The sequence below is a fragment of the Knoellia koreensis genome (assembly GCF_013041615.1).
Taxonomy (GTDB): Bacteria; Actinomycetota; Actinomycetes; order Actinomycetales; family Dermatophilaceae; genus Pedococcus; species Pedococcus koreensis.
This window is the reverse complement of record NZ_JABEPQ010000001.1, coordinates 379,609-393,015: the sequence shown is the minus strand read 5'-3', so window position 1 is coordinate 393,015 and position 13,407 is coordinate 379,609. Positions and strand designations below refer to the sequence as shown.

General features: G+C 72.3%; 14 protein-coding genes. 6 read left to right on the top strand and 8 right to left on the bottom strand.

Going from position 1 to position 13,407, the window contains the following annotated elements:
- Position 1 precedes the first annotated feature (1 nt).
- The 5 genes from HJG52_RS02030 to HJG52_RS02010 form a co-directional block, all read right to left on the bottom strand.
- Entirely contained in the window at positions 2-259 is a 258-nt protein-coding gene (locus HJG52_RS02030) for an HGxxPAAW family protein (protein WP_206069852.1), read from the bottom strand.
- Between the two features lie 63 nt (positions 260-322).
- The gene (locus tag HJG52_RS02025) at positions 323-922 is read right to left on the bottom strand and encodes a Trp biosynthesis-associated membrane protein (RefSeq protein WP_171241899.1); all 600 of its coding nucleotides are present in this window, start codon (positions 920-922) and stop codon (positions 323-325) included.
- Entirely contained in the window at positions 919-2,490 is a 1,572-nt protein-coding gene (locus HJG52_RS02020; RefSeq protein ID WP_171241898.1) for an anthranilate synthase component I, read from the bottom strand. Before HJG52_RS02020 ends, HJG52_RS02025 begins: the two co-directional genes overlap by 4 nt.
- Positions 2,477-2,854 carry a phosphoribosyl-AMP cyclohydrolase gene (gene hisI, locus HJG52_RS02015; protein ID WP_171241897.1) on the bottom strand — a complete coding sequence of 126 codons (378 nt, stop codon included), beginning with the start codon at positions 2,852-2,854 and terminating at the stop codon, positions 2,477-2,479. Before hisI ends, HJG52_RS02020 begins: the two co-directional genes overlap by 14 nt.
- Positions 2,855-2,909: 55 nt before the next feature.
- A complete protein-coding gene (locus HJG52_RS02010; protein ID WP_171241896.1) occupies positions 2,910-3,344 on the bottom strand; it encodes a VOC family protein in 435 nt (144 codons plus the stop codon).
- 157 nt (positions 3,345-3,501) lie between these two features.
- On the opposite strand from HJG52_RS02010, the gene HJG52_RS02005 reads away from it, so the two are divergent.
- Positions 3,502-4,569 (top strand): hypothetical protein, encoded by a 1,068-nt coding sequence (locus HJG52_RS02005; protein ID WP_171241895.1) that lies wholly within the window; start codon positions 3,502-3,504, stop codon positions 4,567-4,569.
- A gap of 63 nt (positions 4,570-4,632) precedes the next feature.
- Positions 4,633-5,160 (top strand): GNAT family N-acetyltransferase, encoded by a 528-nt coding sequence (locus HJG52_RS02000; protein ID WP_346767518.1) that lies wholly within the window; start codon positions 4,633-4,635, stop codon positions 5,158-5,160.
- Positions 5,161-5,172: 12 nt separating this feature from the next.
- On the opposite strand, the gene HJG52_RS01995 is transcribed toward HJG52_RS02000, so the two are convergent.
- Both HJG52_RS01995 and HJG52_RS01990 read right to left on the bottom strand, forming a co-directional pair.
- Entirely contained in the window at positions 5,173-6,957 is a 1,785-nt protein-coding gene (locus HJG52_RS01995) for an ABC transporter ATP-binding protein (RefSeq protein WP_171241894.1), read from the bottom strand.
- Positions 6,954-8,783: an ABC transporter ATP-binding protein gene (locus tag HJG52_RS01990; RefSeq protein WP_346767517.1), complete on the bottom strand. Its 1,830-nt coding sequence runs from the start codon at positions 8,781-8,783 to the stop codon at positions 6,954-6,956. The genes HJG52_RS01995 and HJG52_RS01990 overlap by 4 nt, the downstream gene beginning before the upstream one ends.
- A gap of 46 nt (positions 8,784-8,829) precedes the next feature.
- On the opposite strand from HJG52_RS01990, the gene HJG52_RS01985 reads away from it, so the two are divergent.
- Positions 8,830-9,513 (top strand): TIGR03085 family metal-binding protein, encoded by a 684-nt coding sequence (locus HJG52_RS01985; protein WP_240977151.1) that lies wholly within the window; start codon positions 8,830-8,832, stop codon positions 9,511-9,513.
- Positions 9,514-9,521: 8 nt separating this feature from the next.
- Here HJG52_RS01985 and hisF read toward each other — a convergent pair whose 3' ends face one another.
- The gene (gene hisF, locus HJG52_RS01980) at positions 9,522-10,295 is read right to left on the bottom strand and encodes an imidazole glycerol phosphate synthase subunit HisF (RefSeq protein WP_171241892.1); all 774 of its coding nucleotides are present in this window, start codon (positions 10,293-10,295) and stop codon (positions 9,522-9,524) included.
- 68 nt (positions 10,296-10,363) lie between these two features.
- On the opposite strand from hisF, the gene HJG52_RS01975 reads away from it, so the two are divergent.
- The 3 genes from HJG52_RS01975 to HJG52_RS01965 are packed head-to-tail and all read left to right on the top strand — an operon-like array spanning position 10,364 to position 13,384.
- Positions 10,364-10,933, top strand: coding sequence for a uridine kinase family protein (locus HJG52_RS01975; protein WP_171241891.1), 570 nt, complete (start codon positions 10,364-10,366; stop codon positions 10,931-10,933).
- Positions 10,933-12,144 (top strand): FUSC family protein, encoded by a 1,212-nt coding sequence (locus HJG52_RS01970; protein ID WP_171241890.1) that lies wholly within the window; start codon positions 10,933-10,935, stop codon positions 12,142-12,144. The genes HJG52_RS01975 and HJG52_RS01970 overlap by 1 nt, the downstream gene beginning before the upstream one ends.
- Positions 12,145-12,166: 22 nt before the next feature.
- Entirely contained in the window at positions 12,167-13,384 is a 1,218-nt protein-coding gene (locus HJG52_RS01965) for an MFS transporter (RefSeq protein ID WP_171241889.1), read from the top strand.
- Positions 13,385-13,407 lie beyond the last annotated feature (23 nt).

Sequence of the window (13,407 nt, the reverse complement as noted above, 5' to 3'; positions counted from 1 at the left end):
ACTACTTGACGCCGACCTCGGGCCTGGCCGAGTCCGGGGCGTCTGGGCCGTCGTGGGTCACCGCGCCGTACCCGGCCATGTTGAGCAGCTTCCAGGCGACGGCACCGATGACGCAGATGACCGCGCCCACGACGAACCAGAACACGCTCGGGAAGATGACCGCCAGCGACATCACCGCCGTGCCGGCGAGGATGATCGCGACACCGGTCCAGGCCGCAGTGCTGTGCCCGTGGTCTTCGTGGATGTCGTGCTCTGCCATGGCGTGCCGGCTCCTGCTCGTGGTGGGTGGGGCGTTGCGGCCCATTGTGTCAGGTGCGCGGGGTCAGGTGCGCCCGGGTTCGTCGCGCACGGTCGGGTCGTCGCCGTCGTCGAGCCGGTCCCAGTCGGAGCCGACGCGCTGACCGCGCGGCCCAGTGGTCGTGGACCCGGTCTCGTAGCGGGCGCCGAGCCCCTGCCAGCGCGAGGCGCCCAGCCAGCCGCCGACCGCAGCGACGAGCAGCAGCACGCAGGCCAGCAACCCGAGCCAGGGCCACACCGTGGCGCTGGCGTGGGTCTCGACCGAGCCCGTCCGGCCGGCCTGCTTGGCCGCGACCCCACCGAGGACACCGCTCGGGTCGCGCAGCACGCGCGTGACGGCCAACCCCTCCCCGAGCGCGGCCAGCGCGAGGACGGCGAGCGTCACGCGGCGCATCACCGCACCACTCGTCGTGCTGGCGATCGCCGCGGCAGCCGCCACGAGGGCGAGCCCCACGAGCGCCGCCGCCACCTCGGTGCCGGTGGCGCTGATGCGGCTCGCTCCGAGCACGGGGTCGTTGACCGTGCCGGTGACCCACGTCTGGCGGCCGCCGGCGACGAGCAGGAGGGCGGCGATGACCGCGACGATCACGACGAACGCCTTGCCGGTGGGGCGCAGCCGGCTCACCGGTCGGCGTCCTGCACGGTGCGCAGGGCACGCGCGGTGGCGACGGCGCGCAGGGCGGCGGCCGCCTTGTTCACGGTCTCGTCGTACTCGCTCGTCGGCACCGAGTCGGCCACGATGCCCGCTCCTGCCTGCACGTGGGCCGTGCCGTCCTTGATCACCGCGGTGCGGATCGCGATGGCCATGTCGAGGTCCCCGTGGAAGTCGAGGTAGCCGACGACCCCGCCGTAGACACCGCGCCGACTCGTCTCGTAGTGCTCGATGAGCTGGAGCGCGCGGGGCTTGGGTGCGCCACTGAGGGTGCCGGCGGGGAACGTCGCCCGCAGGACGTCGTATGCCGTGTTGCCGGGCGCGATGTCACCGACCACCGTCGACTCCAGGTGGGTCACGTGGGAGTAGCGGCGCACGTTCATGAACTCGACCACGTCGACGGTGCCGGGCTCGCAGACCCGCTGCAGGTCGTTGCGACCCAGGTCGACGAGCATGACGTGCTCCGAGCGCTCCTTGGGGTCGGCGATCAGGTCCTCCTCGAGGAGCAGGTCCTCCTCGGGCGACTTCCCCCGCGGGCGCGAACCGGCAATGGGGTGGGTGATGGCGCGGCGCCTGGTGACCTTGACCAGGGCCTCGGGTGAGGAGCCGACGACATCGAAGGTGTCGCCGTCGGGAGTGGGCAGCCGCAGCAGGTACATGTACGGGCTGGGGTTGGTGGAGCGCAGGGCCCGGTAGACGTCGAGGGCGTCCACGGGGCAGGGAGCCGAGAACCGTTGGGACAGAACGACTTGGAAGACCTCACCCGAGCGGATGTCCTCCTTGGCGTCCTCGACCATCTGCTCGAACGCGGCCTGCGTCGTGGTGCTCGTGACCTCGTCGCGGGCCTCGGCGAACACCGCCTGGTCTACCGTGGCGACGGTCGAGTCCGCCGGTGCCGCGAGCTCACGGGTCATCCGGTCGAGCCGGTCGACGGCGTCGGCCCAGGCCTGCTCGACCCGGTCGTCGGTGGCGTCGTAGTTGATGGCGTTGGCGACGAGCAGCAGCGACCCGTCGGCGTGGTCGAGAACGGCGAGGTCGGTGGCGAGCACCATGGCCAGCTCGGGCAGCCCGAGGTCGTCCGGGTTGGTGTCGGCCACGCGCTCCCACCGCCGGATCGCGTCGTAGGTGATCGCGCCGACCATGCCGCCGGTCAGGGGTGGCAGGCCGGGCACGGGTTCGGTGGCCAGGACGTTGACGGTGTCACGCAGCGCCTCGAGCGGATCGCCGCTGCTCGGCACACCCACAGGCGGCTCACCCACCCAATGGGTCTCGCCGTCGCGCTCGGTGAGGGTGGCCCGGCTGGCCGCTCCGACGATCGAGTAGCGCGACCACACTCCCCCGTGCTCGGCCGACTCCAGCAGGAACGTGCCGGGCGCGTCCTGCGCCAGCTTGCGGTACACCGACAGGGGCGTCTCGGCATCGGCCATCAGCCGGCGCACCACGGGGATCACCCGCCGGTCCCGCGCGAGCTCGGCGAAAGTCGCGAGGTCGGGCCAGGTGGCACCCGGGGTGAGGTCCGGCGCGACGTCACTCACCGGCATACGGGACCGCCTCGAGGTCGCGCCCGTCGAAGCAGGTGCGCGTGCCCGTGTGGCACGCCGGCCCGACCTGGTCGACGCGCACGAGCAGCGCGTCACCGTCACAGTCGAGCGCCACGGACCTCACGTGCTGGACGTTGCCGCTCGTGTCTCCCTTGCGCCAGTACTCGCCGCGGCTGCGCGACCAGTAGGTGACGCGGCCCTCGGTCAGGGTGCGGCGCAGCGCTTCGTCGTCCATCCAGCCGAGCATCAGCACCTCACCGGTGTCGTGCTGCTGCACGATGGCGGCGACGAGGCCGTGGTCGTCGCGCTTGAGACGCGCGGCGATGGCTGGGTCGAGCGGGGCGGGCGAGGTCACCCGCCCCATTGTGCCGGGTGCGCCGCATGGGTATGCCGCGTGGTCACCCGATGGGCTGGTGGAGCTAGTCGAGGCAGAACTCGTTGCCCTCGACGTCCTGCATCACCAGGCACGACTCGTTCTCCTCGTCGGCGAGCATCAGCCGCACGCGCGTGGCGCCGAGCGGCTCGAGGCGGTCGGCCTCGGCCTCGAGGGCCGCCACGCGCTCGTCACCGGTCAGGCCGGTGCCGACGCGCACGTCGAGGTGGACGCGGTTCTTCACGGTCTTTGCCTCGGGGACACGCTGGAAGAACAGGCGGGGCCCCACCCCGTCCGGGTCCTGGCAGGCCCACGCCGAACCCTGGCTCTCCGGCGGCAGGGTCGCCTCGAAGTCGTCCCAGCTGTCGAAGCCCGGCGGGACCGGCGGGTCGACGTAGCCGAGGACCTGCTTCCAGAAGTCGGCCACCTTGCGTGGCTCCGCACAGTCGAAGGTCACCTGAACCGTCCGCACGCTCGCCATGGCGCCCAGCGTAGGCGGTGAAGTCCACGTCATGGGGCGGGACCAGCGGCGTCATCAGGGTCGACGCCCGTTTCGCGCCCGCTGCGAACGGGTACGACTACGCACGGTGTCCGGGCACACCCGCCTGGCGCCGTGCCCCAGGAGTGAGGAGCACACCATGCCCAGCCTTCGACGCAACCACGACCACGACCGCGGCACCGACGAGCGCGGCTACGACGACCGGACGCCGGCGGACCGCCAGACCGACAGCGACAGCGGCTACCGGGACGACGCCAGCAACCGCGACGAGCGTGGGTATGACGACCGCACCCTCGCCGACCGCGGCACCGACGACCGGACGCGCGATGGGGTGCGCGATGACGCGCGCTACGACCGCAATGCCACGGACCGCAATGACACCCAGCGCATCGACTCCGAGCGCGGCTACGACGAGCGCGGCTACGACGACCGCACGCCGGCCGACGGGGTGCGCGACGACGTCCGGGAGGGTCGCCACCGTGGTGACGACGTGGCATACGCGGACGACCGGCGCGACCTGCGGCACCACGACCGCGACCACGATGGCCGCGACGACCGGGCCGGGTATGCCGCACGCGACGAGCGGCTGGCGACGCCGGCCGATGCTCGGGTCGCCGGCTACACGACCCCGGAGCACCGGCTGGACGCGGAGGAGAGCCGCTTCGGCGGCATCAAGATCGGGTCGGCCTTCTTCGGCTGGCTCACCGCCACCGGCATGGCCGTCATCCTCACGGCGGCGCTCGCGGCAGCCGGGACGGCCGTCGGGCTGGGCAACAACACCAACGCCCAGGACGCCGTCGACCAGGCGTCCAGCCAGCCCGGGACAGTGGGCATCGTCGGCGCCGTCATCCTGGCCGTGATCGTGTTCGTCGCCTACTACTGCGGCGGGTACGTCGCCGGGCGGATGGCCCGGTTCAACGGCGCCAAGCAGGGCTTGGCCGTGTGGCTGTGGGCCCTCGTCGTGGCTGTCGTCATCGGCATCGTCGGTGCGGTGGCCGGTAACGAGTACGACCTGCTCGGCCAGCTGAACAGCTACCCGCGCCTGCCGCTCAGCACCTCCCAGCTTACGACCGCCGGTGTCGTGGCGCTGGTCCTGGCGGCGGTCATCAGCCTGCTCGGCGCCATCCTCGGCGGCGCGGCCGGCATGCGCTTCCACCGTCGCGTCGACCGCACCGTGCTCGACGAGGATGTCGTCGTCGAACGCTGAACCACTGCGGGCGTCGTCCCGACCGCCCTGCCACCCTGTCACCTGACGTGGCAGGGTGGCGGCGTGCGTGGCCCCGGTGTGGTGCGGCTCGAGACCGAGCGTCTCCTGCTGCGCCCACAGCGCGTCGAGGACGCCACGGTGCTGCGCGAGCTGTGGACCGAGCGCGACCCACGGGTTCCGGCCCACCGGCGCCTCGATGCGCAGGGCCGGCCGACGGTGGCCGACCTCGAGGACGCGATCCGGACCGACCCAGCACCGGTGACGACGGGCTTGCTGGCGGTCGAGCTCAAGGTCGACGGTGACGTGATCGGTTACTGCGGGCTCGTCGACAGTGGGCGCGGGACGACGGGCGAGCCTGAGCTGGCCTTCGAGCTGCTGCGCCGCACCTGGGGCAACGGCTACGCGACGGAAGCCGTCGACGCGGTCATCGACTGGGCACGGTCATCGGGTCACCAGCGCCTGTGGGCCACCGTGTGGAACTGGAACACTGCGTCCCGCCGGGTGCTGGCCAAGCTCGGGTTCACCGAGACCGACCGCCGTGAGACGGTCCCGGGGCACGGCACCACCCTGTGGACCACGAAGGCGCTGTGAGCGCCCGCGGCGTCAGCCGCGCTGCTGGGCCGCCCACGAAGCATGCAGGCCGGCATACACACTGCCCTCCTGCTGGACGAGCTCACGGTGCGGACCACGCTGGACGATGCGGCCACGGTCGACGACGACGACCTCGTCGGCTGCTTCGGCCGTCGAGAGCCGGTGCGCGATCGCGATCGACGTGCGTCCCCGGGTGAGTCCCTCGAGGGCGCGTTGCAGCCGCACCTCGGTTGACGGGTCGACCGCCGACGTGGCCTCGTCCAGGACGAGCAGGTCGGGGTCGGCGAGGTAGGCGCGGGCGAGGGCAACGAGCTGCCGCTCGCCCGCCGACAGTGACTCCCCGCGCTGACCCACCTCGGTGCGCAGCCCCTGCGGCAGCCCCTCGAGCCACTGGTCGAGGCCCAGCTCGGTCAGGGCCAGCTCGACCTCCTCGTCGGTGGCGTCCGGGCGCCCGAACCGGATGTTCTCCAGGAGGGTCTCGTCGAACAGGAAGCCTTCTTGCGGCACCAGCACCACGCGTTCACGCAGCGAGGAGAACCGCACGTCGCGCAGGTCGGTGCCGTCGATGAGGACCCGGCCGTCCCTGGGGTCCATGAGCCGGGTGAGCAGCTTGGCCAGCGTCGACTTGCCCGAGCCGGTCTCGCCCACGATCGCGATGCGTGACCGCGGCTCGATGGTCAGGTCGACGTCGTGCAGCACCGGCTCGCCACCGGGGTAGGCGAACCCGACGTCCTCGAAGGTGACGCTGATCGGCCCGCGGGGCAGCGTCACCCCGGCGTCGCCCGGGTCGGCGACGTCGGCCGGGGTGTCGACGATGCCGATGACCCGGCGCCAGCCCGCGACGGCGTTCTGCAGCTCGTTGAGGATCTCGGTCGCCTGCTGCACGGGCTGGGTGAACAGGTTGACGAGGAAGAGGAAGGCGAGCAGCTCGCCCAGGGTCATGTGCCCGCCCGCTGCCAGCACCGTGCCGACCACGAGCACCACGGCCAGCGTCAGCCCGGCCACGAGCTGCCCCGACGAGAACGCCACGACCGACCGCACCTGGGCCCGGATCGCCGCGGCGCGGTGGGCCTCGATGGCATCGTCGATGCGCTCGGCGGTGCGGCTCTCGACGCCGTAGGCCCGAATGGTGGCGGCACCCACGACCGACTCGGACACGGCAGCCAGCAGGTCGCCCACGCGCTCGCGCACGACGGTGTAGGCGCGGCCGACGATGCGCTGGAACCGCCGGATCACGACCAGCAGCGGCACGAAGCACAGCCACACGACGGCCGTCAGCAGCGGGCTGTAGACCGCCATGAGGACCGTCGCCACGACGATCTGGCCCAGCGACAGGATCAGGATGATTCCGCCGAACTGCACGAACATGCTGATCGTGTCGACGTCCGAGGTCACCCGGCTGACCATCGACCCGCGCCGCTCGGTGTTCTGTGTCAGCATCGACAGGTCGTGGATGTGCCGAAAAGCCTTGAGCCGCAACGTCGCCAGCCCCGCCTCGGACGCCCGGTAGAGGCGCACGTTCACGGCATACGCCGTCAACGCGGTCACCGCGACGGCGACGAGCGCGAGCAGGACGTAGCGCACGACCAGACCGGGGTCGGGTCCGCCCGCGCCGAGCAGCCCGTGGTCGGTGGTCTGCTGGACGACGAAGGGCACCACGATGCGTCCGACCGTGGTGACCGCGGCCAGCGCGAGCGTCACCCAGAGGCCGCGGCGCAGCTCGGGCGAGAGGGCGAGGCCGCGCTTGAGGGTGTCGAGCGTCCCGAGGGACGAGGTCTTCTCGATGGTCGCGCTCATACCGTGACCCCTTCCTCGTCGGCCTCGACGGCGGCGCGCTCGGCCGCCTCGCGGGCGTATGCCGTGACCAGACGCGCGTAGCCCTCGCACCTCGCGAGCAGCTCGTCGTGGCTGCCGTGGTCCAGCACGCGTCCGCCCTCGACGTAGACGATCTCGTCGGCGAGCGTGATGGTCGACATGCGGTAGGCGACGACGAGGACCGTCGTGCCCGAGGTCGCCTTGCGGAGCCCGGCCAGGATGGCCTGCTCGACGGCGGGGTCGACGGCACTGGTGGCGTCGTCCAGCACCAGGAGTCGCGGAGCGCGGATGATGGCTCGCGCCAACGCGATTCGTTGTCGTTGGCCACCTGACAGGGAGGCGCCGCGCTCCCCCACGTGCGTGCCCAGGCTGTCGCCCAGCTCGGTGACGAACCCGGTCGCCTGGGCCGTGGCCAGCGCGCCCCACACCTCGTCGTCGGAGAAGTCGCCGCCGAGGGTGATGTTGCCGCGCACGGAGTCGTCGAACATGAAGGTCTGCTGCGGCACCAGTGACGCGACCTCGGGTATGCCGCCCCGGCGCACCTCGCGCAGGTCGACGTCGTCGATGCGGACCGCGCCGCCATCCGGGTCGACGAGCCGCAGCGACAGGTTGGTGAGGGTCGTCTTGCCCGAGCCCGTGGGCCCGACGAGCGCGACGGTCGCACCTGCGGGCAGGTCGATGGTGACGTCGTGGATCGCCTGGAAGGGCGACTCGTCTCCCTGCTCGTCGACGACGTCGTAGGAGTAGTCGACGCCGGTCAGCGCCGCGTGCGCGGCGTCGTCGGCGGGCAGCGACGTCTCGCCGAACTCGAGCGCGCCCCGGGCCTTCAGCACCGCGTCGACGCGGTCCCAGCCGACCACGGTGCGCGGCATCTCGCCGAGCACCCAGCCGAGCGCCCGCACGGGGAAGGCCAGGACCGAGATGAGGTAGGCCACCTGCACCACGGCCGCCGGCTCGAGGGCGCCGCGGGACACCTGGTAGGTGCCGACGGCGAGGACAGCCAGCGTGCCGAGCGTGGGGATCGCCTCGATGACGGGGTCGAAGGTGCCGCGCGTGCGACCGACCTCGACGTTGGCCGCCTGCAGGCGCCGGGTGACCTCCTCGAACCGCTCGGCCTCCTGCTCCTCACGTCCCATCGCCTTGACGACCAGGGCCGCCTCGAACGACTCGTGCGCCACCTCGCTGACCTCGGCCCGCAGCTGCTGGGCGCGGGCTATCCGCGGCGACATCGCGCGCTGGAAGACCATGTTGGCGAGGAAGAGCAACGGGAAGACGGTGAGCCCGATGACCGCCATGACCGGGTCGACCAGCACCATCTGGACGATGCCGGCCACCAGCATCACCACCACGCCGATCGCCATCGGCAGCGGCGCGAAGACGTTCCACGTCGCCTCGACGTCGGCGTTGGCGTTGGAGAGCAGCTGCCCCGAGGGGTGCCGGTGGTGCCACGACAGGGGCAACCGGAGGTACTGCCGGGTGACCTCGCGCCGGTAGTGGGCCGCCACGTTGAACATGGTGTAGCCGGCCGCGACCCTGCGGATGACCACGCCGACCACGTTGAGCAGCACCACCCCGGCGACCCACGCGAACGTCGTCCACAGCTGCGCGGACGTCGCGTGACCGGCCTCGACGGCGGGCTGCACCTGCTCGCGGGTCACCTTGCCGATGGCCCAGGCCGTCATGACGGTCATGACGCCGTAGACGGTCGACCCGGCAACGGCGAAGGCGAACCAGCGTGGCTGTCGCCGGATGCCCACTCCCACGATCCGCAACGCACGACGCAACGACGGCGCGGCGTCGACGGACACAGGTGACCTCCAGCAAGGGTTTGGGCGGGCGACGGACAAGCCTCTCATGACGCCAACCGGCATCATGGTCGGCATGTTCCCACTCGGCACAGACATGGCCCGCACCGAGCGTCAGGCCCTCGCCGACACCCTCGTCGCGGCCGGTCCGGACGCCCCGACGCTGTGCGACCCGTGGGACACCGCGGACCTCGCTGCGCACCTCGTCATCCGTGAGCGCCGGCCCGACCTGGCCCCCGGGATCATGGTCCCTGCCCTTGCCGGCCGACTCGACGAGGCGATGGACGAGTATGCCGCGCGGCCGTGGCCCGAGCTCGTCGAGGACGTGCGCTCCGGCCCCCCGGCGTGGTCACCCACCCGGCTGGGCCCGGTCGACGAGGCGGTCAACCTCGTCGAGTTCGTCGTCCACCACGAGGACGTGCTGCGCGGCGACGGCAGCCCGGGTCCGCGCCGGACGATCGGAGCTGACCTGCGCGAGGCCCTGTGGACCCACCTGGCGCGGTTCGGTCGCCTCTACTTCCGGCGCAGCCCCGTCGGCGTCGTCCTCGCCACCCCCTCCGGCCAGCGCGCGACCGTCAAGGGCACGACCGAGGCGGGGACGGTCGTCCTGGAGGGCGAACCCGAGGAGCTGCTCCTCGCGGCATACGGGCGCCGTCGGGTCGCGCAGGTCGAGGAGACGGGCGGCAAGGAGGCGGTCGCCTCCCTGTGGGCCGCCCCAATTGGCTTGGCCTGAAAGGGATCTCAGCGCACTGGTATGCCGCCGCGAGCCAGCTCCGCCTTGACGTCGCCGACCGTGAGGTCGCCGAAGTGGAAGACGCTCGCGGCGAGCACCGCGTCAGCACCGGCCTGCACGGCGGGCACGAAGTCGTCGACCTTGCCCGCGCCGCCGCTGGCGACGAGCGGGATGTGCAGCTCGGGTCGCACGAGCCGGATCAGCTCGAGGTCGTAGCCGTCCTTCGTGCCGTCGGCGTCCATGGAGTTGAGCAGGATCTCCCCCGCGCCCAGCTGCTCGGCGCGCACGCACCACTCGATGGCGTCGATGCCCGTGCCCTGGCGTCCTCCGTGGGTGGTCACCTCGAACCCGCTGTGCGTCTCGGCGCCGCCCGGGCGCGTGCGGCGCACATCGGCGGAGAGCACGAGGACCTGGGTGCCGAAGCGTTCGGCGATCTCGGTGACGAGCTCGGGCCGCGCGATGGCGGCGGTGTTGACGCCGACCTTGTCGGCGCCGGCCCGCAGTAGGCGGTCCACGTCGGCGACGGTGCGCACGCCCCCGCCCACGGTGAGCGGGATGAACACCTGCTCGGCCGTGCGGGTCACCACGTCGTAGGTCGTCTCGCGGTTGCCGCTGCTGGCCGTGACGTCGAGGAAGGTCAGCTCGTCCGCGCCCTGTCGACCGTAGGCGAGCGCCAGCTCGACGGGGTCGCCGGCGTCGCGCAGGTTCTCGAAGTTGACGCCCTTGACCACCCGGCCGGCGTCGACGTCGAGGCAGGGGATCACCCGGGTCGCCACGCTCACGCTGGGAAGGCTACCTACCGTCCACGCGGCCGAGGCGAGGTGTCTTGCCGCGCCCTAGGGTTGGCGGCATGCCCGGCGACCGCACCACGGACCACGTGCGCCGGATCGTGGCCCTGGTCGATGCGACTCCCCCACGCTGCGGGAGCACGCACCTCGTCGCCATCGACGGCCCCAGCGGGTCGGGCAAGACGACGCTGGCGCGCCGGGTCGCCGACCAGCTGGCCGCCCCGACCGTGCACATGGACGACCTCTACCCGGGCTGGGACGGCCTGCGCGCCGGCACGCACCGGGCCAACGAGTGGGTCGTCCGCCCGCTGTGCGAGGGACGGGCTGCGCGCTACCACCGGTGGGACTGGGCGCACGACCGGTATGCCGCCGAGTGGGTCCAGCTGCCGGCGACGGACGTGGTGGTGCTCGAGGGTTGTGGTTCGGGCGCGCTGCCCGCAGGCGCGGCCGCGTCGGTGCTCGTCTGGGTCGAGGCGGAGGAGTCGGTGCGTCGGGCTCGCGGGCTGGCGCGCGACAAGGGGTACGAGGCGTTCTGGGACCGGTGGGCCGCGCAGGAGCGGCGGCTCTACGATGCCGACCGCACGTGGGAGCGGGCCCACCTGGTGATCGACACGACGGACGACCGGCTCTGATGTCCGACAGCTCGCGCCCCGACACGTCTCGTTCGGAGACGTCGCGTTCGGAGACGCCTCGGGCCGACCTGGCACGCGCCAGCCTCGCGCGGGCGGCGAACCGGTCCCGGATCGAGGCCCGAGCCCGCACCGACCGGGTGCGCAGCCGGTTGTTCTTCGTCGTGCAGTGCGGCATCGGTGCGGCGCTGGCGTGGTGGGTGGCCGCGGACCTGCTCGGCCACAACCGGCCGTTCTTCGCACCGGTCACCGCGATCGTCTCGCTGGGCCTGTCGTTCGGGCAGCGGTTGCGGCGGGTGGCGGAGGTCATGATCGGCGTCGCCGTGGGCGTGTTCATCGGTGACGCGTTCGTCCACTTCTTCGGCTCGGGGCTGTGGCAGATCACGGTGGTCGTCGTGATCGCCATGAGCGTGGCGGCGCTGCTCGGGGCCGGTCCCCTGCTGACCACGCAGGCCGGCGTGCAGTCGGCGATCGTCACCACCCTGATCGCCGACCCGGGCCAGGCGTTCACGCGCTGGTTCGACGCAGTGATCGGTGGTTCCGTCGCGCTCGCCCTCACCCTCGTCGCCCCAGCCGCGCCCATCCGGCGGCCGCGCCAACAGGCCGCCGTCGTGCTGCGCGAGATGGGCGAGATCCTCGCCGACACCGTACGGGCCCTGCGCGACCACGACGACGAGCTGGCGACCGCCACGCTGGCCCGGGCCCGGGACTCCGAAGCGATGCTCGACGAGCTCCGGTCGGCGTCGTCCGAGGGCATCGCCGTGGTCCGGCTCTCCCCCTTCCGGCGCCGCCACCTCCCCTCCGTCCTCGCGATCGCCGACCTCCTCGAACCCCTCGACCGGGCCATCCGCAACCTGCGCGTCCTCGTCCGTCGGGCCGCGGTGGCGACGTGGCGCGACGAACCCGTGCCCGCGGCATACGTGGCCCTCATCCGCGAGCTCGCGGCGAGCACCGACGACATCGCCGACGAACTGGCGAGGCGGCATTCGGCCGAAGGCGCGCGCCCGGGGCTGTTCCACGTCGGTGAGCTGAGCGCGGTGCTCGAGCCGGCCGCCGGGCTGTCGGCCGAGGTGATCCGCGCCCAGGTGCGTTCGATGGTCGTCGACCTGCTGATGCTCACCGGCATGTCGGGCAAGGAGGCGCGCGACCACATCCCGGAGGCGATGACGTTGGACTGGCGCCCGCCGCCCGAGGGCGAGTCCGACGTCGACTGACGCCACTGGGACAATGGCCGCAATGTCCACGCCCACCACCATCCCGAGCCGCAGTTCCGTCGCCCACCCGCCACTGTGGCTCGTCGCCCTCGGACTGGTGGCGGTCGCGGTCAACCTGCGCGTCGTCATGGCGAGCGTCCCGCCGCTGGTCGACTCGATCGGCGTCGACCTGGGTCTCTCCAATGCCGCGCTCGGCGCGCTCACGACGTTGCCGGTGCTGTGCATGGGCGTCTTCGCGCCGCTCGCCGGGAAGGTGGCGGCACGGCTCGGCGCCGCCGGAGCGGTGCAGGTCGCGATCGGGTGCGTCTTCGTGGGGCTGCTGTCGCGGTTCGGTGGCGGCAACGCGTGGGTGCTGTACCTCGGCACTTTCGTTGCAGGCGTGGGGATTGCGCTCGGCGGGACGCTGCTGCCGGGGCTGGTCAAGCAGCTCTTCCCGCCGGGCCGCTCAGGGCTGGTCACGGGCATCTACATGCTCGCGATGATGACCGGCGCCGGTGCGTCGTCGGCGCTGTCGGTGCCGCTCGCCGAACGGTTCGGCTCGTGGCAGGCGGCCCTGGGCTCATGGTCGGCGCTCGCGCTCGTGGGGGTGCTGGCGTGGCTGCCGCTGTCGCTCGGGGAACGGCGGCGGCGCCGTGCGGTGGCGGCCGAGGTCGTCGCGCCGGGGCGTCTGCCGTGGGGCAGCATCACCGCGTGGCTGATCGCCGGCTACCTCACGGTGCAGTCGGTCGAGTTCTACTCGTCCCTCGCCTGGATCGCGCCGACGTATGCCGCACGCGGCTGGGACCCCGAGCACGCGGGCTACCTGCTCAGCGTCTTCACCGCGCTCCAGCTCGTGTCGGGGTTGCTGGGACCGGTGCTCGCGGACCACGTGCGCGACCACCGGCTGCTGCTCATCGGGGCGTCGGTGGTGGGACTCGTCGGGCAGGCCGGGCTGTGGCTGGCGCCGGGTGCCGCACCGTGGGCTTGGGCAGGCGTGCTGGGTTTCGGCCAGGGTGCGTCGTTCGCGCTCGGCATGGTGCTGATGGTCGACTACGCCGGCACGCCGCACGCCAGTGCGCGGCTGGCCGGCTTCGCGTTCCTGTTCAGCTACACGATCGCCTCGCTCGGACCGGCCGCGATGGGTGCGGTGCGGGATGCCACGGGCGGGTTCACGGCGGTGTGGATGACGTTGACCCTGTTGATGATTGGTCAGCTTGGGTTCTCGGTGCTGCTGCGACCGCGGCTGCCGCAGGTGCACTGACGCCGCGCCGTATGCCGCGTGGG